The sequence below is a fragment of the Frateuria sp. sgz306004 genome (assembly GCF_057750885.1).
This window is the reverse complement of the sequence record NZ_JBYLFE010000002.1, coordinates 280,348-302,755: the sequence shown is the minus strand read 5'-3', so window position 1 is coordinate 302,755 and position 22,408 is coordinate 280,348. Positions and strand designations below refer to the sequence as shown.

Genomic DNA, 22,408 nt, shown 5'->3' with positions numbered 1-22,408 from the left:
GAATACCCCATGCCATAGGTCGGGCAACCCTTGCCCGACGTCCACGCCACGATGCCGCCCGCGCCCGACCCGAACATGGGCCAGGCGTCATGCCCTGCCATCGGTCATGCCTGACAACCCAAAATTGCCGCAGCGCACATAGGCTTGCGCGGCCCCTCGGGTTAAGTTCCGGGCACGGATTGCCATGAGGGGAGTCGTGGAATGCGGGAGGGGTGGGATGTGATTGTGGTGGGCGCCGGCCTGGCTGGCCTGGTCGCCGCCACCGAACTGGCCGACGCCGGAAAGCGCGTGCTGGTGCTGGATCAGGAGCCGGAACAAAGCCTGGGGGGGCAAGCGTTCTGGTCGTTCGGCGGGCTGTTTTTCGTCAATTCGCCTGAGCAGCGTCGCATGGGGGTGCGCGACTCGCACGCGCTCGCCCTGTCCGATTGGATGGGCACGGCTGCGTTCGATCGCCCGGAAGATCTTTGGCCGCGGCGCTGGGCCGAGGCGTATATCGATTTCGCCGCCGGCGAAAAGCGCGCGTGGCTGCACCGCATGGGGATGCGCTGGTTTCCCGTGGTGGGGTGGGCCGAACGTGGCGGTCATGGTGCTGTCGGCCACGGTAATTCCGTGCCGCGTTTTCACGTGACCTGGGGCACCGGCCCAGGCGTGATCGAACCTTTCGTGCGGCGCGCGCGCGCGGCTCAGGCCAAGGGCCGGTTGCAGTTTGGCTTTCGCCACCGGGTGGACAGCCTGCTGGTCGAACACGGTGCGGTGGTAGGGGTAAGCGGCAGCGTGTTGGCGGACGATGCAGTGGATCGCGGTAAGCCCAGTTCGCGCGAGGTTACCGGCGCGTTCGCGCAGCGGGCGCAGGCGGTGATCGTGGCCTCGGGCGGCATCGGCGGCAACCACGAACTGGTGCGCAAGAACTGGCCCGAACGGTTGGGCAAGCCGCCCGCGCGCATGCTGTGCGGCGTACCTGCGCACGTGGATGGACGCATGCTGGGCATCAGCGAGGCGGCAGGCGCGCGGCTGATCAACCGCGACCGCATGTGGCACTACGTGGAGGGCATCGAGAACTGGAACCCGATCTGGCCAATGCATGCTATCCGCATTCTTCCGGGCCCCTCCTCACTGTGGTTCGACGCCACCGGCAAGCGCTTGCCGGGTCCGTTCTGGCCCGGTTTCGACACACTGGGCACGCTGGAACACCTGCGGCGCACCGGGCACGACTACAGCTGGTTCGTACTCGATCAGCAGATCATCCGGCGCGAGTTCGCGCTCTCCGGTTCGGAACAAAACCCGGACCTCACCGGCAAAAGCTGGCGACAGGTCGCCAAGCGGGCCGTGGGCAAAGGCGCCCCTGCGCCGGTGGAAGCATTCAAGCAACACGGTCGCGACTTCATCGTGCGCAACACGCTGGAGGAGCTGGTGGAGGGCATGAATGCGCTGGCCGGCAATCGCCTGCTGGATATCGCGCAGATTCGCCGCGAGGTGGAAGCACGCGACCTGCAATTTGACCAACCGTTTACCAAGGACGGCCAGGTCATGGCCATCCACAACGCGCGGCGCTATCGCGGCGACAAACTGGTGCGCGTGGCCAAACCGCATCGTCTGCTCGACCCCGCCAACGGGCCGTTGATTGCGGTGCGCCTGAACATTCTCACGCGCAAAACGCTAGGTGGGTTGGAAACGGATCTGCAAGCGCGCGTGCTCGATCACCAGGGCCAGCCCTTGCCCGGACTCTACGCGGCCGGCGAAGCCGCGGGCTTTGGGGGCGGCGGGCTGCATGGCTATCGCGCCCTGGAGGGGAGCTTCCTCGGTGGCTGCCTGTTCTCCGGCCGCGCAGCGGGTCGATCAGCGGCGGCAGCGCTCGCATGAGTGTGCATGCCCTGCCCCGCATCGCCATTTATGGCGCCGGCAGCGTTGGCGGCTACCTGGGTGGACGCCTGCACGAACACGCGCGCGTCACGCTGATTGGGCGCCATCGCGTGATCGATACGCTGCGTCTATCTGGCTTGACCTGGAGCGACCTGGAAGGCCATCGCCAGCACATTCCCGCCAAGTCGCTGGACCTGCAACTGAACCCGTTCGCCGCCGCCAAGGCGCATCTGGTGTTGGTCACGGTGAAGTCCTCATCCACGGAAGAGGTCGCTCGCGAACTGGCGCAGGTTGCCGCACCGGGCGTGCCCATCATCAGTTTCCAGAACGGCCTGCATAACACCGAGCTGCTGCGTGCGGCCTTGCCCACGCATCCCGTATTGGCCGGCATGGTGCCCTTCAACGTGGTGCAGCATCAGCGCGGGCATTTTCACCAAGGCTCCAGTGGCTCGCTGATGGTGGAGCCGCACGCCTCGCTCGCGCCCTTTCTGCCGATCTTCGAGAACGCCGGCCTGCCACTGATCCAGCGCAAGGACATGCTCGCCGTGCAGGTGGGAAAACTGCTGCTCAATCTCAACAACGCAGTGAACGCGCTTTCCAATCTGCCGCTGCGCGAGGAACTCTCGCAGCGCCTGTGGCGGCGCTGTCTGGCTATGGCGCAACGCGAAGCGCTGGCGGTGTTTGCCGCGGCGGGCATTCGCCCGGCCAAGCTCACCCCGTTGCCACCCAATTGGTTGCCACGCGTGCTGGAGCTGCCCGATGCGGTGTTCCGCCGGCTCGCTTCGCGCCTGCTTTCCATCGATCCGCTTGCACGCTCGTCCATGTGGGAGGACCTGGACACCGGCCGCCCCACCGAGGTCGATGCCATCAACGGCGAGATCGTGCGACTGGCGCAAAGCTATGGCATCCGTGCGCCGATCAACGAGCGCCTGGTATCGCTGCTGCACGAGGCGGAGCGCGCCCGTCGTGCCTGGCGCGCCACGCAGTTACTAGACGAGTTGAACGCAGCTCAGTGATGAGGCGCCTGGTAGAGATGCTTGCGTGTGTGACGCAGTGAGACGGTTTCCCAACCGGCTACCACCACTAGCAGCAAGGTCGTCAATCCGGCCAGCGTCAATACCGTCAACTTCATTGCCGGCCAGGCCAGCAGGGCCAATACGATCAGGCCCACCCGATGAGAGAACGGAAAGTTGGTGCCGTTCACCGTCTGCTTGAACAACGCATTGCCAAGCAAGTACAGCGCCGGGCCACCGAGTAACACCGCCACCTGGCCGACCTCACCCATGGCATGGGGATGGGTGAGGCTGAGCTCGTCGCCCACCGCGCACACCACGATGCCCGCCACGATCAACAGGTGCAGATAGGTGTAGCCCAACCGTGCCACACGCCCCGGGTCGGCCGACTCGCTGATCGAACGGCTACCGCGCTCGGCGGCAATGTCGAAATAGATCCACCACATCGCCACGCAACCGAGAAAGGCAATGCTGAAGACTGCCCAATCCTCCAGCGTGCGCGCGCCTTCGGCGAAGCTGCTGCCGGTGACCACCACCGACTCGCCCAGCGCGATGATCACAAACAGGCTGCAACGCTCGGCCATGTGGCCGCCCTCCACGTCCCACTCGCGCGTGTTCGAACGGCCCAGCCCCGGCACATAAAAGAATGCGGCCGGGCCCAGGTATTCGATACCCAGCGCCACGGCCCAGCACGCCAGTCGCTGCTCCCCACCCAGCAAGGCGCCGGCGATCCATAGCAAGCCCGAGCCCACCAGCCAGATCGTGATGCGATGAAAGTTGTAGCGCGCGCTTTGTGGCGCGTCGCGCAAGGCCCAAACCATGAACAGCGAGCGCCCCACCTGCATGAACACGTACGCGCCAGCGAACACGTAGGCGCGCCCGTCGAATGCTTCCGGCAACGCGGTGGACAACAGCAATCCAGCGAACATCAACACCAACAGCAACAAGCGAACGGCCAGACGTTCGGGGTCCAGCCAATTGGTGATCCAGCCAGTGAAGATCCAGACCCACCACACCGCAAGGAACAGCAGCAACACATGCAGCGCCCCCATCAGGCTCATGTCTTGCTGCAAGGTGTGCGACAGCTGGGTTACCGCGTAGACAAACACCAAGTCGAAGAACAACTCGACGTTGGTGACCTTGCTGTGCATGCCGGTGCCGCGGGGGCGCAGCAGACTGCGCCGGCCGGCTTCGGCCATCTGGATCGTTTCGGACATGGTGCGACCTCCCTCTGTCGCACCTGTTATCGCATGGTCGGGCGCGCGCGTGCCATCTCCGCCGGGGGCACGTCAGCAGATGCCCGATCGCGGATGGCTGCCGCAAACACGCAAGAGGCTCACGTGCCAATGACCCATCAAGCGTCATTTCGCTGGGGGCGCGGATCAGCGCCCCGCGTCGCGAAACCCAGCCACACGACCTTCTGCCACCACGATGGTGATCAACCGGCCTTCCACGCGGTATTGCCAATGCTCTCCGGTGGCTTCCTGCTTTGGGGCCAGTTTGCGCCCTTTGCCGCCCGAGGATTTCGACGGTCGCGCCGTCGCTTTGCCGCGTGCCTTGTGCAAGGGTTTGCCGAGCACTTCCACCACACGCGCGGCGCTGTCCCCAGCCACCAGCACCTGGCTACCCACACGCAGAGTGGCGGTATCTGCATGCGCCGCCAGCGCCGCGCTCGCGATGATCCAACCCAGAATCCAGCGCATTCCGCCTCCGTGGACCTGCCGCATCGATGCGGCTACCCACGCTAGCGTGGTCGCGCGCCGGGTGCTTGCGACCCCGGCCCGGCAGCTCGTAGGCCGCCGGCCCGGTGCCGACCTCAGCGGGTGCGATCCTCGATGTCGGCTACCTTGCCGTTGAGGATGGTGACGATGACGATGCGCCCGTTGTCTCGCAAGTACTGCCAGCGCTCACCCTGGTAGCCACCCAGGTCGCTTTCGATTGGCTCTTTCACGGCGGGCGATCCCAGCAACTGCATGGCCCGCACTGCGCTGTCGCCCACGGTCAGCACTTCGCTGCCCACGCGATAGGTGCTGCTGGCATGCGCAGCCAGGCTCAACGACAACAACAGAACCGCGAGATAGCGACGCATGGGGAACTCCTTGTCTTGAGGGGAATGGTCAAAAGCCCGCGCCCGGACGAGCGAGGTAAATCTGCTCGTCCGGCGTGCTGGTGCGACCCAGCACCGGGTTGCGGTGCGGAAAGCGACCAAATTGCTCGATCACTGCGTGATGACGCCGGGCGTAATCGAGATAGTTTTCGAACGGCTCGCGCTGCTCGGGCGGCAAACCTGCCACGAGTTGTTCAAACAGGTGCACGCAGTGCCGTTGCATGCCCAAGTCCTCGGCATGCTCCAGCGGCAGGTAGGCAAACAATCGTTGCGATGGCGGTAGACGCCGGTCGTCGCCTCGCGCTATGCCGGCAAGCGCCAAGGCTTGCGCCTTGGCGTCGGCCGACCAGGCGCGCGCGTCGTCGCGATGGATATTACGACTGAACTGATCGAGCACGATCAGTAGCGCCAACCAGCCCTCGGGCGTATCCGCCCAGTGATCCAGCGCGCCGAGCGAAGCGGCCTCCAGCGCGGGAGAAAAAAGCGCCCGGATACGGGCATCAAACGCCAGATCGCGCACAAACCAGCGGGGTTGGGCTTCCGCCGAGAAACAGAAATCCAGGACATCCTTGGGGGTGATCGTCATGCCCGCTCCTGGGCCGCGAAAAGGGTCAGCCGTGGGTGGTGCCGGCGAGGCAATGCATGTCGTTGTGGATACCGTGCAAGCGCGCGAGCTGCGCGCCAAGTACCCGGGCAGATTCCGCGCTGGCGTGCGCTATCTGCTCCTCGAAGCAATGCAGCAAGATGCATTCGTTGCGGGCCAGGCGATGGATCCACGCTACGTCACGGTCATGCGACATACCCACTGAAAGCTCGGCCAGGGCACTGCGCACGGAACCGGCCAGGGTGCCGTGGCGGGCCGGCGTGTGACCGCCTGCGCGTACCTGGCCTTGCAGGTCGCCGATCAAGGCGTCGAGCGTATGCAGATTTTCCTGCAGCAACGCCTGCAGGCCAGGCTCGCGCACCTGACGGAGCGCGCGGCGGTACAGGTCGCGATCATCGATGCCTCGCCTGATCAGGGCGTTGTAGCGCGGTACTCGAACGTGCGACACGAGGTCGCCTCCTGCCTGCGGGTGGGGGACTGCGGCACCATCCTCGCCCTTTGCCACTTAGCGGAAGGTTAACCTGACGCGAGGAATGCCTTTGCGCTCAGCCGGCATTTCACTGTCCCACGTCCAGCAGGTCGAGCGGCTGACCGTTCGGCCCACGAATGCCCTGCTGTAGATCAGCCAGCCGCTGGATGGACGGGCAGAGCGCCTGCACCTGCGGCGCCAGTCCCGCCAGGCGCTGCTCCAGGCGAGGGCGCAGCTGGGTGGAAAGGTCGGCCGCGGTGTCGCGCAGATTGGCCGCGGCCTGGAGATCGCCGCTCATGGCCGCCTGCAACGCCTGCTGACCAAGATCGTTCGCCAGCAGCGGCATCAGGTCGGCCGCCAACTGATTGGCGTACTCATCGGCCAGGTTGCCCTGCCAGTCGCGGGTGCTGTTGGTATTGGCGATGCGCTGCTTGAGTTCGGCGGCCCGGCTGGCGATGCGATGATCCAGCTCAGCACGGGTATCAGGCGCCAAGGACAGGCGAGCCCCCTCGTCGTGCATCGCGGCCGCCAACTGATCCACCCCTTGCGACGCCACGGCCTTCACCCGCGGCACCAGCGCCCGTAGCTCACGCTCGAACAGGGCCAGGCGATCCTGGTCCTCGGCGCGTAGCGGCACCGTGGCGCCGTCGGCACGCAAGGCGCCGTCATGCAGAACAACTTGGCGGGGCGCCAGTTGCGGCCGGTCAAACACGAGCTGAGCCGGCGCCACGGTGAGGTCGTAGCTGCTGGTGGCATGGCAGGTGGTGGACAGGTCTTGTGCTGCCCCTGTCAACGGGAACAGGCAAAGGCCAAGCCATAGGGAGAAGCGGCGGGTACGCATGGGCAATCCGGTGACGGGCATACCGCATGCGATAACCGGCGCTGCCGCAACCGACGCTGAATTCAGCGTCGTACTGGCCTTGTACGGAACTGCGCACGCGCCGCCGGCCGGCCCAGCCACCACGCCAAGCCCACCAATACCGGCACCGCCAGCGCACGCAAGGCCAACGACACCATGACCGTACGATGCACGTGATCGAAGGCCGCTTGGGAAGCGGCATCCAGCGGCGTCTGTGCGTTGGTCAGGGTGAAGGCATGGCTGAACTCGCGCCACTGGGCCAGTGCGTAGCATCCGCCCAGCAGCCCCCAGGCCACCGCCAGCACGATGGCGGCCACCTGCATGGCCGGTCGTGCCCAGCCTTGACGGAGAATCACACCGGCGCAGATCACCACCACGGCGAAGGCGGCGCTGAAATAGCCCACATCCCACGCCAGCATGCGATGCAGCTGCGCGGTCGCCTCGGCATCCAGGGTGGCGCCTCCTTGCAGCGCGTCCCACAAGTGCTGGGCATGCACTGCGTTCTGTAAGCAGCCAAAGGCCGCCAGCAACAGGATCAACCACACCAGGATGCGCCAGAACGCAAAGCCTTGAGCGCGCTCGCCTTCGCGTTGAACCCGCAACGGCATCAGCCCGAAGCCTTGAGGGTCTTGAGGTCGGCCAGCACCTGGGCGGAGTTCTTCTCGGGGTCCACATCCTGGTAGACCTTGGCGATCTTGCCCTGCGGATCGATCAGGAAGGTGGTACGGCGTGCGTACTTGAAACCGACCTTGGAGGCGAGCACGCCATAGGCCTGCGCGGTATGGCTGTCCGCGTCCGACAGCAAGGGGAACGGCACGTGGTATTTCTCAGCGAACTCCGCGTGGGACTTTACGTTATCCAGGCTCACGCCCAGCACGTCGGCGCCGGCCTGGCGCAGCTTGGCGATATCGTCACGGAAGGTGCAGACCTCCGTGGTGCAGCCCGGGGTGAAATCCTTCGGATAGAAATACAGCACCACCCAGTGACCACGGTGGTCGGCGGGCGTGTGCCACTTGCCGTTCTGATCCTGCAGGCGGAATTCCGGAGCGACCTGACCTACCTGCGGCAGCGCCGCGGGTTCATCGGCATAAGCCGGCACGATGAGGCCAAGCAACAGGGTGAGCATCAACAACAGCGAAAGGCGGCGCATGGTGGCACTCCGGGTACGTGGAAACCGGCCAAGTGTACGCGTTCCAAAAACAAAGGGCGCCATGGGGCGCCCTTTGCTCAGGCAAAGCCTGGATCAACGACGGGTGATGGAGAACGCACCCACCGACACGCCAAGGTTGATGCCCTGGCCACTGCCATGCAGGGCCAGCGACGTGGTGCCCTTGGTGAGCACCTGGGCTTCGCCACTCTTGCCCACACCCGCCTCGGCGCTGGCCTGCGCGTAATCGCCGAATACATCGTCGATGCTGCGCACGTGGGTGATGTCACCCTTGCCGTTATCGATGCGGTACTTACCGGCCGTAAGGCCACCGCCGTTTATGGTGATCTTTACGTTAGCGCGCTGCCCGTTGCTGCACACCACCGTGCCGGTGCCGGACGCATGCTTGTAGATCGCCGACCAGCCCGACAGGCTGAAACTCAGATCGCACTTGACGTCGGCCTCAGCGGCTCGCGCCTGGGACACCGGCAGTGCGGTCATGGCGCCCGCGCAAGCCAACACCAGAGCAGCCATGCCAAAGGAACGCTTGATCATCGTAGTCTCCTTACGTTGAGTGAGGACTTCAGACGGCAACGACGATTGTCACCAACCTTCCTGAACAACCGCCAAGGGCTGAGTCCTTCCGTTCATCCTCAGCAAGCATCGTGAACGTCGCGTGCACACGTGGCTTGATGCTCCGCTAACAAGGGCCCGAGCAGACTCATTCGGCACCTGCAACACGAGGATTGCCCAATGAAAGCCGCCCCTTTCCTGACTGCCAGCACCCTACTCTGCGCGCTACTCAGCCCCACCCTACTGGCCCAATCTTCCGGTGCGGCAGCACCCACGAAAACCCGGACAGTGTGCGAGAACGTCACCGTGCAGGATCAACCCAAGGACTCGCACCAGATCGCCGGCATGGCCATTGGCGGCGTGGCCGGCGGCCTGCTCGGCAACCAGGTGGGCAGCGGCAAGGGGCGAACGCTAGCCACCGTGGCGGGCGCCGCTGGCGGCGCGTACGCTGGCAAGAAGGTGCAGGAAAATCAGCAAACCAAGAACACACACGTGGAACGGCGCTGTCACCAGGTAAGCGGCTGAAGACAGGCCGAGCACCACGAGGGGGAATGCATGCTCAAGTATTCGCTGGTCGGCTACGACGGTTCCGCTACCTCCCAGCGGGCGGTGCGCTTTGCCGTGGATTTGGCCCAGGCTTGCGGCGGGCGCGTGCGCGTCGTGTCGGTGTTGCAGGTAACCGAGGGTAGCGCGGACACCTGCGCGCTGATGATCACGGACTCCGGTGCCAAGCGGTGCACCCAGCTGCTGGACGAAGTTCGCCGCCTGGTGCCTGGCGGCGAGGCCGTGATCGATGCCGAGGTCGTGCGCGGCAGCCCAGGCGATGTGCTGCTGGAGCAGGTTCGTCGACACGACATTGACCATATCGTCATTGGCCATACCGAACGCGGGGCCCTCGCGCGCTGGTTGCTGGGCTCGGTATCCAGCGATGTGCTCGAGCGCGCCCATGTGCCGGTGACCGTGGTGCGTTGACGCGCATTTCACGGGGTCGGCCCCGGTTAATCCCCGGGCGCCGTCCCGTCGTATGCTTTGTCACACTTTCGTCATGCCCGGCCGGCGCGTACCCTCTCGCGCCGCCGACCCGCACAGGAATGCCCCGTGAGCTACGCCCAACCGTTGCCCTGGACTTTGGAAAGCCTGGACTTCAGCCGTATCGACATCGCACGTGTGCGCCAGAACGAAGATTTGTTCTTCCTGCTCTGCAGTGCCTCGTTCGTGGAGAGCGGCTCGGATCTCTACACCCATAACCTGGTCGATCACTTTGCCGGCGATGAAGAGCTGCAAACCTGGCTCAGCCAGCACTGGGAGCACGAGGAGCTGCAGCATGGCCGCGCCCTGGCCGCCTACGTGAAGGCCGTATGGCCCGAGTTCGACTGGGATCGCGGCTTTGCCGCGTTCTGGGCTGAGTACGGCGCCATGTGCACCAATGAGCAACTGGAGAAGAGCCGCGGCCTCGAGCTGGCGGCACGTTGCGTGGTGGAAACGGGCACGGCGAGCCTGTACCGCGCGCTCAACGACATCACCGACGAGCCCGTGCTCAAGCAGCTCACCGGCCACATCAAGAGTGACGAGGTGCGGCACTACAAACACTTCTATCAGCATTTCCGGCTGTACCGCGAGCGCGAAGGCTTTGGCCGTTACAAGGTGTTCCGCGCCATCCTGCGTCGCGTCAACGAAATCAAGAGTGAAGACAGCGACGTCGCCCTGCGCCACGTGTTCAACCAGTGCTATCCGCAGCACCAGGGCAACGAAGCGGAATTCCGCCGCATCGCCGGTCGCGCGCAAAACCTGTTGCGCCGGAACATTCCCGCCGAGATGACAGTGAAGATGCTGCTCAAACCGTTGGACTTGCCGCCGCGCGTGCAGAACGCCGTGGAGAAGCCGCTGGCACGCATCGCCGAGAAGCTGTTTCTCCACTGATTCCCGCGCACCACGCAAACAAAACGCCCCGGCCAAGACCGGGGCGCGTTGTTTGATGGCCATGGCAACGGCTTATTTGGCCGGGCGTGGCTGATCCTCGACCTCACGCGGCTTGCCCTGCTGCGGCTCCTTGAGCTTGGCAATGTCCACCGGGCGAATCTGCTTGATGAAACACGGCGCATCCCGCGACCCCGTGAGCACGCGGTCAAACCGCGCCGATACTTCATTGACGCTGGAAGTAAGGCCGATATGGTTGGTGAATTGCAAGTTGGGACAGCGGCCGTCCAGGTCCAGTAGCCATGCTTCGTTCGGCCGGGTGTAGATCGCCAACTGGCTATCGCTCAATGGCTCCCACGACCACAGCGTGAAGTAGCGAAAACTCTTGGTCGGCTCGCCGGCGGCGGCGGCATAGGCTTGCTGACGGGCCTCGATGCGAGCGGTGTAGTCCTTGCCCACGCGGGCACAGCCCGCCAGCAATACGCCGGCGACCAACGTGGCAAGGATGGTTCTCAGTGTCATGACTCATGACCTCCGTTGTTGCATTTCCCTAGAACGCACGACACGCGCATGCGCTTACTTTTTCTTGGCCTGCTTGGGCAGCGGCTGCCACTTGGCCGGGTCGAAGCCGCCCACCTCGTAGACGAGGGTGACCTTCTTTTCGCCGTCCTGCAGGGTCACATCCATGGTGATCTTCTTGGCCTTCTGCAACTGGGCAATGAAGGCTTTGTCGTCACTGAACAACAGTGCGGGTTCGCCGGTACTCGGTGCGAACGCCTTGATGCTGCCGGGCTTGCCGTCGAAGGTCGCCTTGAGCGTGCAATTGCCCTTGCACACAAAACCGTGCGGGCCGCCGTTAAACAGGAAAGCATTCTGGCCCCACTCGGTGTGGCGCCGCAGTACCAGGCGCACGCGGTCGCCGCTGGCCGGCTCACTGTTGTAGATGGTGGCGGTGGACTGGGTGCCGCCCGCCATCGGCGATACCTGGTACTGCCACAGGCCTTCCAGGCGATTCTTTTCGCTGGTTTCCTGGTAGCGCTTTTCGATGGCCGGCAGGCTTTGCTGCACTTCCTGCGCGGCGGCGCTGTTGGGATAGCGGCTGACAATCTCCTTGCCCATGGTTACCGCCATCTGGTCATTGCCAATGCGCAGGAGCTGGCGATAGGTGTCGAGCTTCTGCGCCGAATCGTCCGCTGGGGCTTGGGCGGCCTGACCCGCCGGCGCGGAGGAGTCGCCCGACTGCGAGCAGCCGGCAAGGGCAAACAACGTACCGAAAGCGGCGAGGCAGAGGCGCGGGTTCATGGCAACAGGTCCTATGTCGGGAATGTTCTAGATTGGGACGAGCGGACACCGTGACGCAACCGTTGCCTGACGGCACGATTCAGGCACTCACCGGCACCTCGCCGAAGCGCTCGCGCAGTTGCGCACGATAGCGCCGGCTGCAAGGCACGCTGGAGCCGTCGCGCAGAGTAAGGCGCGCATCGCCGGTGTCCAGCGGCTCGATCTCCTGCAGGTAATCCAGGTTCACCAGATAGCTGCGGTGCACGCGCACAAAGCGCTGCGGATCGAGCCGCTCTTCAATGCCGGCCATGGTGGCGCGCAGCGGGTAGTCGCGCCCGCGCACATGCAGGTTCACGTAGTTGCCCGACGCTTGCAGCCACTCGATCTCGCGCGCGGCGATCAAGAACTCCTTGCCCAGCTTGCGCACCAGAAAGCGCTCGGGGCGATCGACCGGCTCCACCGGCGGCCCCTCGTCAGGCTCGGCCAGCAGCGAGGCTTCGCCTTGCAGGCGGCGCAGCACGAAGCCGTAGAAGGCGATGATGCCGACAAAAAGGAAATAGGTGCGAATGTCCTTCAGGTACTCGTAGCCCAGCTGCAGGGGCCAATCGTCGCCGAAGTTGTAGTGGTAGCCCCGCAGGCCATAGGCCAGCTTACGCAGCAGCACCATCAGGCCCACGTGGGCCAAGCAGAACGGCACGCTCAGCGCCAGGTGCACTTTGAGGTTGCGGCGCCAAGTGTCAAAACGCATCGGCCAACGCCGGGTGGCCAACACGATCGGATAGATCAAGGCGAGAACGGCCAGACTGCTGGTGACCTCCCACACCCAGGGTTCGAGGTCGCTGGCCCGGGGCGTGCGGTACACATCGTCGAACCAGGCCACCATGCCGTTGAACACAGTGTTGGGCAGAATGAACAGGAGCCAGAAGCCCACCTCGAAGGGGCGCTTCCAGCGCTGAAATGCCCGGTAATCGAATCCTGACCGTTCGCTCATTCGCCCATTCTACGTTCAAGCCGTACCCGCTCGTCCCCACCCACCCACTATTCGTCCCGGGAGCACGTCGATCAATCACTTAGCGGGCGACAGCCGGGCTTGGCGCGCTCACGATGCGCGGCATCTTCCCTGGAGTGCCACCGTGAATCGCCGCCACGATATCGACGCCTTGCGCGTACTCGCCTTTGGTCTGCTGATCCTCTACCACTTGGGCATGCTCTATGTCGGCCCGGCCAGCGACTGGACCTTCCACCTCAAGAGCAGCTACCTGGCCAACTGGCTGCAATACCCCATGATGGCCTCCGGCTTCTGGCGCATGGATCTGCTGTTCCTGATTTCCGGCCTGGCGGTGCACTTCCTGCGCGGCCGGCTGAGTTTGCCGCGGCTGGCGTGGAAGCGCACAGTACGCCTGCTGCTGCCGCTGTTGTTCGGCATCGCCGTGGTGGTACCTATCCAGCCCTATGTGCAGGGCGTGGCGAACGGCTTGGTGGCACCGGGTTTTGGTCATTTCCTGCTGCGCTACTGGACCGGTGGCCCGTGGCCGGCGGGTGCTTTCGATGGCTGGCAGTACGGCTTCACTTGGAACCACCTCTGGTACCTGCCTTACGTGTGGCTGTACACCATGCTGCTGATCGCGCTGTTGCCTGCGTTCGAGTCAGCGCCAGGGCGACGTGTGATCCATGCCTGCCGTCAGTTGCGTGGCCCGGCGTTGCTGCTGGTGCCGGCGCTACCCTTGGTCGGCTACTCGATATGGTTGTCGGCGCGCTATCCGATTACCCACGCCTTTGCCAACGACTGGTACGCGCACGCCGGTTACCTCACGGTATTCCTCTATGGCTATGTGCTGGGCACCGACCAGGGGCTGTGGAGCGAGCTGGCACGCCTGCGTCGCCACGCGCTGCGGCTGGCCATCGCGAGCTTTGGGCTGTACTACGTGCTCGACCAGCTCGGCAACTGGGTGGACATGGGCTGGCTACCGACGCCTGCCGTTCACGGCGCGCACCTTTTGATGCGGGCGCTGCACTTTGTCTATGCATGGGCAGCCATCGCCACGGTATTGGGCTACGGACACCAATACCTCAATCGGCCGTTCCACTGGCTACCGTATGCTCGCGAGGCGGTGTACCCGTGGTACATCCTGCACCAAAGCGTGATGCTCGCGGTGGCCTACTGGGCTTTGCCCCGTTACCTCGGGCCGGTGCTGGAGCCGCTACTTGTGTTGCTGGGTACGGTTGCGGGTTGCGCCCTGTTGCATGAGTACGTCATTCGCCGCTCGCGCTGGCTGCGCCCGCTGTTTGGGCTCGATGCCCTGCCGCGCCAACAGGCGACACCCGCTACCGAGCTGGCAGCGCAGCGCGGGTGATCGATGGGGCGGCGAGACGCTTAGGGAAGGTCTGATTAAACGACATGCTGCTCGTCATTCCTGCGAACGCAGGAATCCAGTGCCTTAACGCTCAGGCGCTTGCAGGCGCTTGCAGGCGCTGGATCCCAGCGTTCGCTGGGATGACGATGAAATTCAGAGCATCCTTAGTTCTCGCCGCCCATGGTGCTGTCCAGGTGTTCCACGCGATGGATGGCATCGAGCCATACGTAGCAATTCCACTCGGGTACATCCGGGCGCTCCAGTCGAACGACACCGTTGATGCCCTCGTTCTCCTGGCGATCGCGGAACACCTGCACGTTGGGACGCGCACTGACGATGCCATCGCAGGTGCTGCCGTCATGGAGCAGCAGCACTACGTGCCCATTGGCCGGTAATTCGTCCACCAGCGACTCCAGATGACGAATCTCCGCGGGATTGGTATAGACGTGCTCGGCCAACCTTCCCATGCGTCGCCTCTTTGTGACCATTGCGCGACAGACCCTAGGGGCTGGCTCGCCAAGATCCGGTCAAGACCGTGCGACACGCACGTGAAAACCGGCGCTATGCCTCGACGCCGACCACGCCGATAATGCGGGCGTTAAGCCCAGGACCCGTGCATGTCTTCCTCGCCCGCTTCGACGGATGCGCTGCGCTCGCATCCGGCCTTTGTGCAATTCTGGTTTGCCCGCATCTGCTCCGGCTTTGGCTTTCAGATGCTCTCTGTGGCGGTAGGTTGGCAGGTGTATGCCATCACCGGCCGCGCCTTCGACCTGGGCATGATCGGCCTGGTGCAGTTCATTCCTTCGGTGCTGCTGGCGCTGCCTGCGGGGCATGTGGCGGATCAGTTCGAGCGTCGCCGCATCGTGCTGCTCGGGCAAACCGTGGACATGTTGGCCATCGCGGCGCTCGCCGTGGTGAGCCTGCTGCACGCCGCCAATGAGATGCTGATACTCGCCCTGGTGTTCGTGATTGGCGTTGCCAAGGCCTTCGAGTTTCCGGCGCTGCAGTCGATGCTGCCGGCCCTGGTACCCAACAGCGTGCTGCCCCGTGCCATGGCGGCCAGCGCCTCAGCCGGGCAGGCGGCGATGATCATGGGGCCCGCCCTGGGTGGCCTGCTTTATGTGGCTGGACCGGGCATTGTCTACGCGGTGTGTGCGGTGCTGTATTTGATCGCCGTGCTGCTCATGACCCACCTGCGCTACGAGCAGGCCCAACCCAAGCGCGAACCGGCTACGCTCAAAACGCTGTTTGCGGGCGTGCATTTCATTCGCCGCCGTCCCGACGTGCTGGGCGTGATCTCGCTCGACCTGTTCGCTGTGCTGCTTGGCGGCGCCACGGCGCTGTTGCCGATTTTCGCGCGCGACATCCTCAAGACGGGCCCGTGGGGTCTGGGCCTGTTGCGGGCCGCGCCAGCGGTGGGGGCACTGCTGATGTCCTTGTGGCTGGCGCGTCATCACATGCAGCGTCGCGTGGGACCGATCATGTTCGCGTCGGTGGCGGGCTTTGGCGTGGCCACCGTCGCATTCGCGCTTTCCTCCACGCTGTGGCTGTCGCTGGCTGCCCTGTTCGCGCTGGGCGCGTTCGACATGGTGAGCATGGTCATTCGCGGCGCGCTGGTACAACTGGAAACGCCAGATGACATGCGCGGCCGCGTCAGCGCAGTCAATGCGATCTTCATCAATACCTCCAACCAGCTCGGCGAGTTCGAGTCTGGTCTGCTGGCGGCCTGGCTCGGGGCGATCAATGCCACGCTCATCGGCGGCATCGGCACCCTGGTAGTGGTGGCCCTGTGGATGGGGTTGTTCCCCAACCTGCGCCGACGCCAGCGCCTGCAGAGCGAGCCGCCAGCGAGCGCCTGAAGCTCACTATAGTCGGTGCTTCATCCTGCGCGGGAAATAGCGACCATGAATGCACCGACCATTCGTTCGAGCTTCGTCACCGTGCTGGCGTGGATTTTCATCGTGCTGTCAGGCTTGACCAGCTTTATCGGCATCCTGCAGAACGTGATGATCCAGGCGCTGTTCCTGCCGGTCATGCAGCAACAGGCCTTGCACGGTTTTACGCCGACGGGCATGTCCGCGCCGCTCGCCTGGATGCCGACGCTGATGCCGTGGTTCTTCCGTGCGTTCCTGTTGCTTAGCCTGGTTACGCTTACCGCCGCCATTGGCTTGCTTCACCGCAAGAACTGGGCGCGCAAGCTGTTTATTGGCCTGCTTGCGCTCGGCATCGCCTATCAACTGGGCGGCGTGGCGGTGCAGTGGTGGATGTTCGGGCACATGGGTGACATGGTTGCCCAGATGCCCGGCGCACCGCCCCGCGTGGATGCCGTCATGCAGGGCATGCTCACCGTGATGCGCGTCTTCGGACTGATGATGGCGCTGGCCTTTTCCGGCCTCTTTGCCTGGCTGATCCTGCGCCTGCGTCGCGCCGACGTGCGTGCGGAGTTTGGCGAGGTAGCCGAGCGCGGCGACACGGATATCCCTACCGCAGGTTGATCTTGGTCAACCTCCGCCTTCGGCTCGACGGCTAGCATGCGCGCATGTGCTGCACGCAGGAATTGCCCGTTTCATGAACGTCGATATCGTGGTCGTTGGCGCCGGCCCGGCCGGCCTGTGCTTCGCACGCGCGCTGACCGACACTGGGTTAAGCATCCTGCTGGTCGAGCAGCAGCCGCTGGAATCGCTTCGGGAACCCGCTTTCGATGGCCGGGACATCGCGTTGACGCGACGCTCGGTGCAACGGTTGCAGGATCTTGGCATCTGGCATCGCCTGGCGCTGGCCGATGTTTCTCCGCTGCGCCGCGCGCACGTGCTCGATGGCCGCTCACCACAAGGGCTGCGCGTGGCTCCGGTCGGCGATGACGGGACCGAGCTCGGCTTTCTCGTACCCAATCACCGCATTCGTCGCGCGGCTTATGCCAGCGTGGAGGATGACGCACGTATCACCATCGCCAGCGGCGTTGCGGTGCGTGGGCTCAACTACGAGCAGGGGCGCCCACTGATTCAGTTGACGAACGGCGCCAGCGTGAGCGCGCAACTGGTGGTGGCCGCCGACAGCCGCTTTTCGCCCCTGCGACGCGAAGCCGGCATTGCCGCGGATATGCATGACTTCGGCAAGAGCATGCTGGTGTGTCGCATGAGCATCGAGCATTCGCACGAAAGCGAGGCGCTTGAATGGTTCGGTCATGGTCAAACACTCGCTCTGCTGCCCTTGCAAGGCAACCAAGCGTCCGTGGTGCTTACCTTGCCCGGCAAGATCATGAAGGAAGTGATGGCGCTGGACGACGATGCCTTCAACGATGAACTGTGCCGACGCTTCGACCACCGCTTCGGCAACATGCACCTGACCAGCACACGGCATACGTACCCGCTGGTTGGCGTCTATGCGCGCCGTTTCACCGCTCAGCGACTGGCTCTCTTGGGCGATGCTGCAGTAGGCATGCACCCGGTGACCGCGCACGGTTTCAACCTGGGGCTGCATGGTGTCGACCTGCTCGCCAGCGAGATCCGCCGTGCGCATCGAGAGGGTCGCGACATCGGCGCGCCGGAATTGCTGCGCCGCTACGAACGCGCGCATCGTATAGCCACCCGGCCGCTTTACCTCGCCACACTCGCCATCGTGAAGCTGTATACCGATGATCGCCTGCCGGCCCGCCTGGCGCGACGCGCGCTGCTGCACGCCAGCCAGGCCACGCCGCCCTTCCGCCTGGGCCTGGCGCGCATGCTGGCCGCCGAACATCGCTTGCGCTGCCCGGCGCAACTAGCGCCTACATGAATGGCGCCAGCCGCTATTTACGCACCGCTCACGCAAGCGCTGGCAACGTTGAACTTCGACACTGCAAGGAGGACGCCATGGGTAGGTCCTATGACATCGAAAACGGCATTAACGGCGTCCGCGACCGCGTCAGCGACCGGGTGCGTCACTACGCGAACGAAGCTGCCGACCGCGCGGATGAGTTGATCGAGCGCGGCCGCGACGCCCAACGCCGCTTTGGCCGCCATCGCAACACCTATGCCCGTCGCATCGGGCACGCCGCCGAAGATTTTGCCGACGAGGCCAACTACCAGTATCGCCGCCTGCGTCGCCATGTAACGCGCCACCCGGTTGCCACCGCCGCCATCGTCGCGGGCACCGTGGGTGCGTTCCTGCTGCTTCGGCAACTGTTCCGCAGCGACGAGGATTGAGTCGCGCTTCATGACGAGAGAGCCCGCCGCATTGGCGGGCTCTTTTTTTGGCGCGTTGCACGTCAGCGCACCGGAATGCCAAAGAAAACGCCGCGACAAGCGCGGCGTTTTCTTTGGAGCAAGCTTACACCGTGGTCGGGTTCGGCTTGTCCGGGTCGAGCTTGTAGGTCTTGATGGCGCGGGCAACATCCTTGGCGTTGACCTTGCCATCCTTCGCCAGCGCGGCCAGTGCGGCGTGGGCGATCCAATAACGATCCACCTCGAAGAAGCCACGCAGGTGCGCGCGGGTATCGGAGCGGCCGTAACCATCGGTGCCCAGCACGGTGTAGCGCATGCCATCAGGCATGAAGGCGCGGATCTGGTCGGCGTATTCACGCACGTAGTCGGTGGCGGCCACGGCCGGACCCTGACGGTCCTGCAGCAGGCCGGTAACGTACGGCACGCGCTGCTCGGCTTCCGGATGCAGGCGATTCCAGCGCTCGGCATCGAAACCGTCGCGACGCAGTTCGACGAAGCTCGGGCAGGACCAGATGTCGGCGGTCACGCCGAAATCCTTCTCGAGCAGCTCAGCGGCCGCGATGACTTCGCGCAGGATGGTGCCCGAGCCCAGCAGTTGCACGCGCGGCTCGCCCTTCTTCGGCTTGCCGGCATCCTTGAACAGGTACATACCCTTGATGATGCCTTCCTCGGCGCCCTGCGGCAGGTCGGGATGGCTGTAGTTCTCGTTCATCACGGTGATGTAGTAGTACACATCTTCCTGTTCCTGCAGCATGCGGCGCGTGCCGTCCTGCATGATCACGGCGACTTCGTACGAGAACGTCGGGTCGTACGACTTCACGTTCGGAATCGCGCCGGCGAGCAGGTGCGAGTGGCCGTCTTCGTGCTGCAGGCCTTCACCGTTGATGGTGGTACGGCCGGCGGTGCCGCCGATGAGGAAGCCGCGCGCACGCATGTCGCCAGCCGCCCAGGCCAGGTCGCCGATACGCTGGAAGCCGAACATCGAGTAGTACACGAAGAACGGCAGCATCGGCTGGTTGCTGATGCTGTAGCTGGTGGCCGCCGCCATCCAGGCGGCCATGCCGCCGGCCTCGGAGATGCCTTCCTGCAGCACTTGGCCCTTCTGGTCTTCGCGGTAGTAAAGCAGCTGGTCGGCGTCCTGCGGACGGTACTTCTGGCCGAACGGCGCATAGATGCCGATCTGGCGGAACATGCCTTCCATGCCGAACGTACGCGCTTCGTCGGCCACGATCGGCACGATGCGCTCGCCGATCTGCTTGTCGCGCAGCATGAGGTTCATGCCGCGCACCAGCGCCATGGTGGTGGAGATTTCGCGGTCGCCCGAGCCCTTGGTGATCTGCTCGAACGCGGATAGCTCCGGCGCCTTGAGCTTCACTTCAGACTGGCGACGGCGCTGCGGCAGGAAGCCACCCAGCGCACGGCGACGCTCCATCATGTATTCCACTTCCGGCGAGTTCTTGCCCGGGTGGAAGTACGGCACCTCGGCCAGCTTGTCGTCCGACACCGGGATGTTGAAGCGATCGCGGAAGTGACGCACGGCGTCCGCATCCAGCTTCTTCTGCTGGTGCGTGGGGTTCTGCGACTCGCCCGCCGCGCCCATGCCGTAGCCCTTCACCGTCTTGGCGAGGATCACCGTGGGCATGCCCTTGGTGTTCACCGCCTGGTGATAGGCGGCGTACACCTTGTGCGGGTCATGACCGCCACGGTTCAGGCGCCAGATGTCGTCGTCGGACAGGTTGGCGACCATCTCGCGCGTTTCGGGATACTTGTTGAAGAAGTGCTCGCGCGTGTAGGCGCCACCGAAGGCCTTGCAGGCCTGGTACTCGCCGTCCACGGTTTCCATCATCAGCTTGCGCAGCACGCCCTTGGTGTCGCGGGCGAGGAGCGGATCCCAGTAGCTGCCCCAGACCACCTTGATGGCGTTCCAGCCGGCGCCACGGAACACGCCTTCCAGCTCCTGGATGATCTTGCCGTTGCCGCGCACCGGGCCGTCCAGGCGCTGCAGGTTGCAGTTGATCACGAACACCAGGTTGTCCAGGCCTTCGCGGCCGGCCAGCGCAATGGCGCCCAGCGACTCGGGTTCGTCGGTTTCGCCGTCACCCATGAAGCACCAGATCTTTCGATCGGTCTTGGGCATCAGGCCGCGGTGTTCCAGATACTTCCAGAACTGCGCCTGGTAGATGGCCTGGATTGGACCCAGACCCATCGACACCGTCGGCACCTGCCAGTAGTCCGGCATCAGCCAGGGATGCGGATAGGACGACAGGCCACGACCATGGCCGGCCACTTCCATGCGGAACAGGTCGAGCTGCTCTTCGCTGATGCGGCCTTCCAGGAACGAACGGGCATAGATGCCCGGGCTGGAATGGCCCTGATGGAACACCAGGTCGCCCGGGTGATCGGCGCTTGGTGCGCGCCAGAAATGGTTGAAGCCCACGTCATACAGCGTGGCCGAGGACGCGAAACTGGCGATGTGCCCGCCCAGCTCGCCCGGCTTGCGGTTGGCGCGCACCACCATGGCCATCGCGTTCCAGCGGACCAGCGTGCGGATGCGCCATTCCATCGCCGCGTCGCCGGTCATCTTCGCTTCGTTGGCCGGAGCGATGGTGTTGACGTACTCGGTAGTCGGATTGAACGGTAGGTAGCCACCCGCACGACGCGTCGAATCGACCATCTTTTCCAACAGGAAATGCGCGCGCTCGGTGCCATCGTGATTAATAACGGCATTGAGCGATTCAACCCATTCCTGGGTTTCGGTGGGATCGAGGTCCTGTTGGAGGATGTCGTCGAGCTGATCCATGGGGAGCTTCTCTCCGCGGCGCCGGGGGGTCGGCGCGGCAACTAGGTGAACGCCTCTGGATGAGAGGCAGGGAACCTTCTGAGTGTAGCTCCGGTGCGGTTTTTCGCCAATTCAATCGAGACAATACGGGGGCGAATGGGGTGGAAGGGGTTGATTTTGGCGACAATCGCCAAAGTGGTATGCACGAGCATCTCGCCCGAGTGGACCGCTGGCGCCGGCTCACGCCCGTGCCAGCGGCCCATCAGCCTCAATAAACGTAGAGATAGCGCATTACCAACTGCTGGCCGGCGGAGCGGTTTTGCGCCATGCCTTCCGCGTAGTAGTTGCCTACGAAGCGATGCTGCTTCCGTCGCCATTGAACGCCGGGGCCGATCCCGGAGATGCGCTCTTCCGAGCGAACCTGTGCACGCCCATTCACGCGATCGGCGCTGATCTGCCACAGCTGGTAGATGCCCGCCCCCACGCGCCATTCCGGCGTGACCGCGTAGGAGGCACTCAGGTTGTAGTTCACCGCCTGCCCTGCCTGGGTGCTACGTACGGATTGGCTGGTCATGGCCGAGTAGCGCGTTTCCGGGTCGTGGCTGATTCCGTTCCACAGGTACATGAAGCGGCCACTCACCTCCCAGCGCTGGGAGGTACGCAAGGTCCAGGCGTAGTAGGGGTTGAAGCTCGGGTAGTCGGAGCCTGTATTCAATCGCGCATCCGCCCGGTAGCGCCCCACCGGCATCGCAAACGGCAGGGACAGGCGCGAGGAGAACGGCAAGCCGAACAGCTCGCGATCCTTCCACTGCAAGTAGACGCCTACCGTGGGGTTACCGACATCGCCCACGTGCGAGCGGGTGGAGCCCACCCGAAGATCCAGATCCACCAACGGCACGACCGCTTCTATGCCGGCGTAGCCGCCCAACCACATGGTCGAGGTGGTGTGGGCGTAGTGAAGGCGATGAACCCATAAGGTCTTCTCGTACGGCACAGGCGAGCGATCCCCGTTCGCGTCGTAGTTACGCGACGCGTCGAAGCGGCTCATGCTCCACTGCATCATCGAGCCCACGCCACCGCCACCATCCTCGAAACTCGTGGCACCGAGATTCACGCCGGGTAGCGGCACGGTAACCGCGTGCGCCGCATGAGCAAGGCCAAGCAAGCCAAGCAACGCCACGGCACACCGCCGCGCGACCGGGCGCATCCCGCGAGGGAATGCAGAGAACTCTGTGTGATCATC

Annotated in this window: 25 protein-coding genes; 10 read left to right on the top strand and 15 right to left on the bottom strand. The window is 64.3% G+C overall.

Translation table 11 applies throughout. From position 1 onward, the window contains the following. Window positions 1-201: 201 nt before the first annotated feature. Both AC3G2C_RS04680 and AC3G2C_RS04675 read left to right on the top strand, forming a co-directional pair. A complete protein-coding gene (locus tag AC3G2C_RS04680) occupies window positions 202-1,860 on the top strand; it encodes an FAD-binding dehydrogenase (protein WP_488383459.1) in 1,659 nt (552 codons plus the stop codon). Next, window positions 1,857-2,876: a 2-dehydropantoate 2-reductase gene (locus AC3G2C_RS04675; protein WP_488383458.1), complete on the top strand. Its 1,020-nt coding sequence runs from the start codon at window positions 1,857-1,859 to the stop codon at window positions 2,874-2,876. Before AC3G2C_RS04680 ends, AC3G2C_RS04675 begins: the two co-directional genes overlap by 4 nt. On the opposite strand, the gene AC3G2C_RS04670 is transcribed toward AC3G2C_RS04675, so the two are convergent. The 9 genes from AC3G2C_RS04670 to AC3G2C_RS04630 form a co-directional block, all read right to left on the bottom strand. Continuing rightward, window positions 2,870-4,090 (bottom strand): low temperature requirement protein A, encoded by a 1,221-nt coding sequence (locus AC3G2C_RS04670; protein WP_488383457.1) that lies wholly within the window; start codon window positions 4,088-4,090, stop codon window positions 2,870-2,872. The genes AC3G2C_RS04675 and AC3G2C_RS04670 overlap by 7 nt on opposite strands. 165 nt (window positions 4,091-4,255) lie before the next feature. Beyond that, on the bottom strand, window positions 4,256-4,576 hold the full coding sequence (locus tag AC3G2C_RS04665; protein WP_488383456.1) for a DUF2845 domain-containing protein: 321 nt from the start codon (window positions 4,574-4,576) through the stop codon (window positions 4,256-4,258). A gap of 113 nt (window positions 4,577-4,689) precedes the next feature. Next, a complete protein-coding gene (locus AC3G2C_RS04660; RefSeq protein ID WP_488383455.1) occupies window positions 4,690-4,962 on the bottom strand; it encodes a DUF2845 domain-containing protein in 273 nt (90 codons plus the stop codon). Between the two features lie 28 nt (window positions 4,963-4,990). Continuing rightward, a complete protein-coding gene (locus AC3G2C_RS04655; protein WP_488383454.1) occupies window positions 4,991-5,566 on the bottom strand; it encodes a DUF924 family protein in 576 nt (191 codons plus the stop codon). Window positions 5,567-5,591: 25 nt separating this feature from the next. Next, window positions 5,592-6,032: a PA2169 family four-helix-bundle protein gene (locus tag AC3G2C_RS04650; protein ID WP_488383453.1), complete on the bottom strand. Its 441-nt coding sequence runs from the start codon at window positions 6,030-6,032 to the stop codon at window positions 5,592-5,594. Window positions 6,033-6,141: 109 nt separating this feature from the next. Continuing rightward, complete coding sequence (locus AC3G2C_RS04645) at window positions 6,142-6,894, bottom strand: DUF2884 family protein (protein ID WP_488383452.1); 753 nt, start codon at window positions 6,892-6,894, stop codon at window positions 6,142-6,144. A 62-nt stretch (window positions 6,895-6,956) separates the two neighbouring features. Further along, on the bottom strand, window positions 6,957-7,520 hold the full coding sequence (locus AC3G2C_RS04640; protein ID WP_488383451.1) for a hypothetical protein: 564 nt from the start codon (window positions 7,518-7,520) through the stop codon (window positions 6,957-6,959). Continuing rightward, window positions 7,520-8,062: a peroxiredoxin gene (locus tag AC3G2C_RS04635; protein WP_488383450.1), complete on the bottom strand. Its 543-nt coding sequence runs from the start codon at window positions 8,060-8,062 to the stop codon at window positions 7,520-7,522. Before AC3G2C_RS04635 ends, AC3G2C_RS04640 begins: the two co-directional genes overlap by 1 nt. 93 nt (window positions 8,063-8,155) lie before the next feature. Then, a complete protein-coding gene (locus AC3G2C_RS04630; protein ID WP_488383449.1) occupies window positions 8,156-8,614 on the bottom strand; it encodes a hypothetical protein in 459 nt (152 codons plus the stop codon). A 198-nt stretch (window positions 8,615-8,812) separates the two neighbouring features. On the opposite strand from AC3G2C_RS04630, the gene AC3G2C_RS04625 reads away from it, so the two are divergent. The 3 genes from AC3G2C_RS04625 to AC3G2C_RS04615 all read left to right on the top strand — a co-directional run bounded on the left by AC3G2C_RS04625 (window position 8,813) and on the right by AC3G2C_RS04615 (window position 10,552). After that, window positions 8,813-9,157, top strand: coding sequence for a glycine zipper 2TM domain-containing protein (locus tag AC3G2C_RS04625; protein WP_488383448.1), 345 nt, complete (start codon window positions 8,813-8,815; stop codon window positions 9,155-9,157). A 30-nt stretch (window positions 9,158-9,187) separates the two neighbouring features. Further along, a complete protein-coding gene (locus AC3G2C_RS04620) occupies window positions 9,188-9,604 on the top strand; it encodes a universal stress protein (protein ID WP_488383447.1) in 417 nt (138 codons plus the stop codon). Between the two features lie 126 nt (window positions 9,605-9,730). Beyond that, window positions 9,731-10,552: a ferritin-like domain-containing protein gene (locus tag AC3G2C_RS04615; RefSeq protein WP_488383446.1), complete on the top strand. Its 822-nt coding sequence runs from the start codon at window positions 9,731-9,733 to the stop codon at window positions 10,550-10,552. Between the two features lie 72 nt (window positions 10,553-10,624). On the opposite strand, the gene AC3G2C_RS04610 is transcribed toward AC3G2C_RS04615, so the two are convergent. The 3 genes from AC3G2C_RS04610 to AC3G2C_RS04600 form a co-directional block, all read right to left on the bottom strand. Then, window positions 10,625-11,071 (bottom strand): DUF6491 family protein, encoded by a 447-nt coding sequence (locus tag AC3G2C_RS04610; protein WP_488383445.1) that lies wholly within the window; start codon window positions 11,069-11,071, stop codon window positions 10,625-10,627. 54 nt (window positions 11,072-11,125) lie between these two features. After that, the gene (locus AC3G2C_RS04605; RefSeq protein WP_488383444.1) at window positions 11,126-11,851 is read right to left on the bottom strand and encodes a hypothetical protein; all 726 of its coding nucleotides are present in this window, start codon (window positions 11,849-11,851) and stop codon (window positions 11,126-11,128) included. Between the two features lie 79 nt (window positions 11,852-11,930). Then, on the bottom strand, window positions 11,931-12,821 hold the full coding sequence (locus AC3G2C_RS04600; protein WP_488383443.1) for a LytTR family DNA-binding domain-containing protein: 891 nt from the start codon (window positions 12,819-12,821) through the stop codon (window positions 11,931-11,933). A gap of 142 nt (window positions 12,822-12,963) precedes the next feature. Here AC3G2C_RS04600 and AC3G2C_RS04595 point away from each other — a divergent pair, with 142 nt between their 5' ends. Beyond that, window positions 12,964-14,184 (top strand): acyltransferase family protein, encoded by a 1,221-nt coding sequence (locus AC3G2C_RS04595; protein ID WP_488383442.1) that lies wholly within the window; start codon window positions 12,964-12,966, stop codon window positions 14,182-14,184. A 164-nt stretch (window positions 14,185-14,348) separates the two neighbouring features. On the opposite strand, the gene AC3G2C_RS04590 is transcribed toward AC3G2C_RS04595, so the two are convergent. Continuing rightward, complete coding sequence (locus AC3G2C_RS04590) at window positions 14,349-14,651, bottom strand: DUF3247 family protein (RefSeq protein WP_488383441.1); 303 nt, start codon at window positions 14,649-14,651, stop codon at window positions 14,349-14,351. Between the two features lie 150 nt (window positions 14,652-14,801). Here AC3G2C_RS04590 and AC3G2C_RS04585 point away from each other — a divergent pair, with 150 nt between their 5' ends. The 4 genes from AC3G2C_RS04585 to AC3G2C_RS04570 all read left to right on the top strand — a co-directional run bounded on the left by AC3G2C_RS04585 (window position 14,802) and on the right by AC3G2C_RS04570 (window position 18,368). Beyond that, a complete protein-coding gene (locus AC3G2C_RS04585; RefSeq protein WP_488383440.1) occupies window positions 14,802-16,043 on the top strand; it encodes an MFS transporter in 1,242 nt (413 codons plus the stop codon). 45 nt (window positions 16,044-16,088) lie between these two features. Continuing rightward, the gene (locus AC3G2C_RS04580; RefSeq protein ID WP_488383439.1) at window positions 16,089-16,679 is read left to right on the top strand and encodes a hypothetical protein; all 591 of its coding nucleotides are present in this window, start codon (window positions 16,089-16,091) and stop codon (window positions 16,677-16,679) included. A gap of 73 nt (window positions 16,680-16,752) precedes the next feature. Further along, window positions 16,753-17,958: a 5-demethoxyubiquinol-8 5-hydroxylase UbiM gene (ubiM, locus tag AC3G2C_RS04575; RefSeq protein ID WP_488383438.1), complete on the top strand. Its 1,206-nt coding sequence runs from the start codon at window positions 16,753-16,755 to the stop codon at window positions 17,956-17,958. 77 nt (window positions 17,959-18,035) lie between these two features. Further along, window positions 18,036-18,368 (top strand): hypothetical protein, encoded by a 333-nt coding sequence (locus tag AC3G2C_RS04570; protein ID WP_488383437.1) that lies wholly within the window; start codon window positions 18,036-18,038, stop codon window positions 18,366-18,368. 124 nt (window positions 18,369-18,492) lie between these two features. Here the strand turns inward: AC3G2C_RS04570 and aceE are convergent, their stop codons facing one another. Continuing rightward, window positions 18,493-21,186 (bottom strand): pyruvate dehydrogenase (acetyl-transferring), homodimeric type, encoded by a 2,694-nt coding sequence (aceE, locus tag AC3G2C_RS04565; protein ID WP_488383436.1) that lies wholly within the window; start codon window positions 21,184-21,186, stop codon window positions 18,493-18,495. Between the two features lie 247 nt (window positions 21,187-21,433). Continuing rightward, complete coding sequence (locus AC3G2C_RS04560) at window positions 21,434-22,345, bottom strand: SphA family protein (RefSeq protein ID WP_488383435.1); 912 nt, start codon at window positions 22,343-22,345, stop codon at window positions 21,434-21,436. Between the last annotated feature and the right edge of the window lie 63 nt (window positions 22,346-22,408).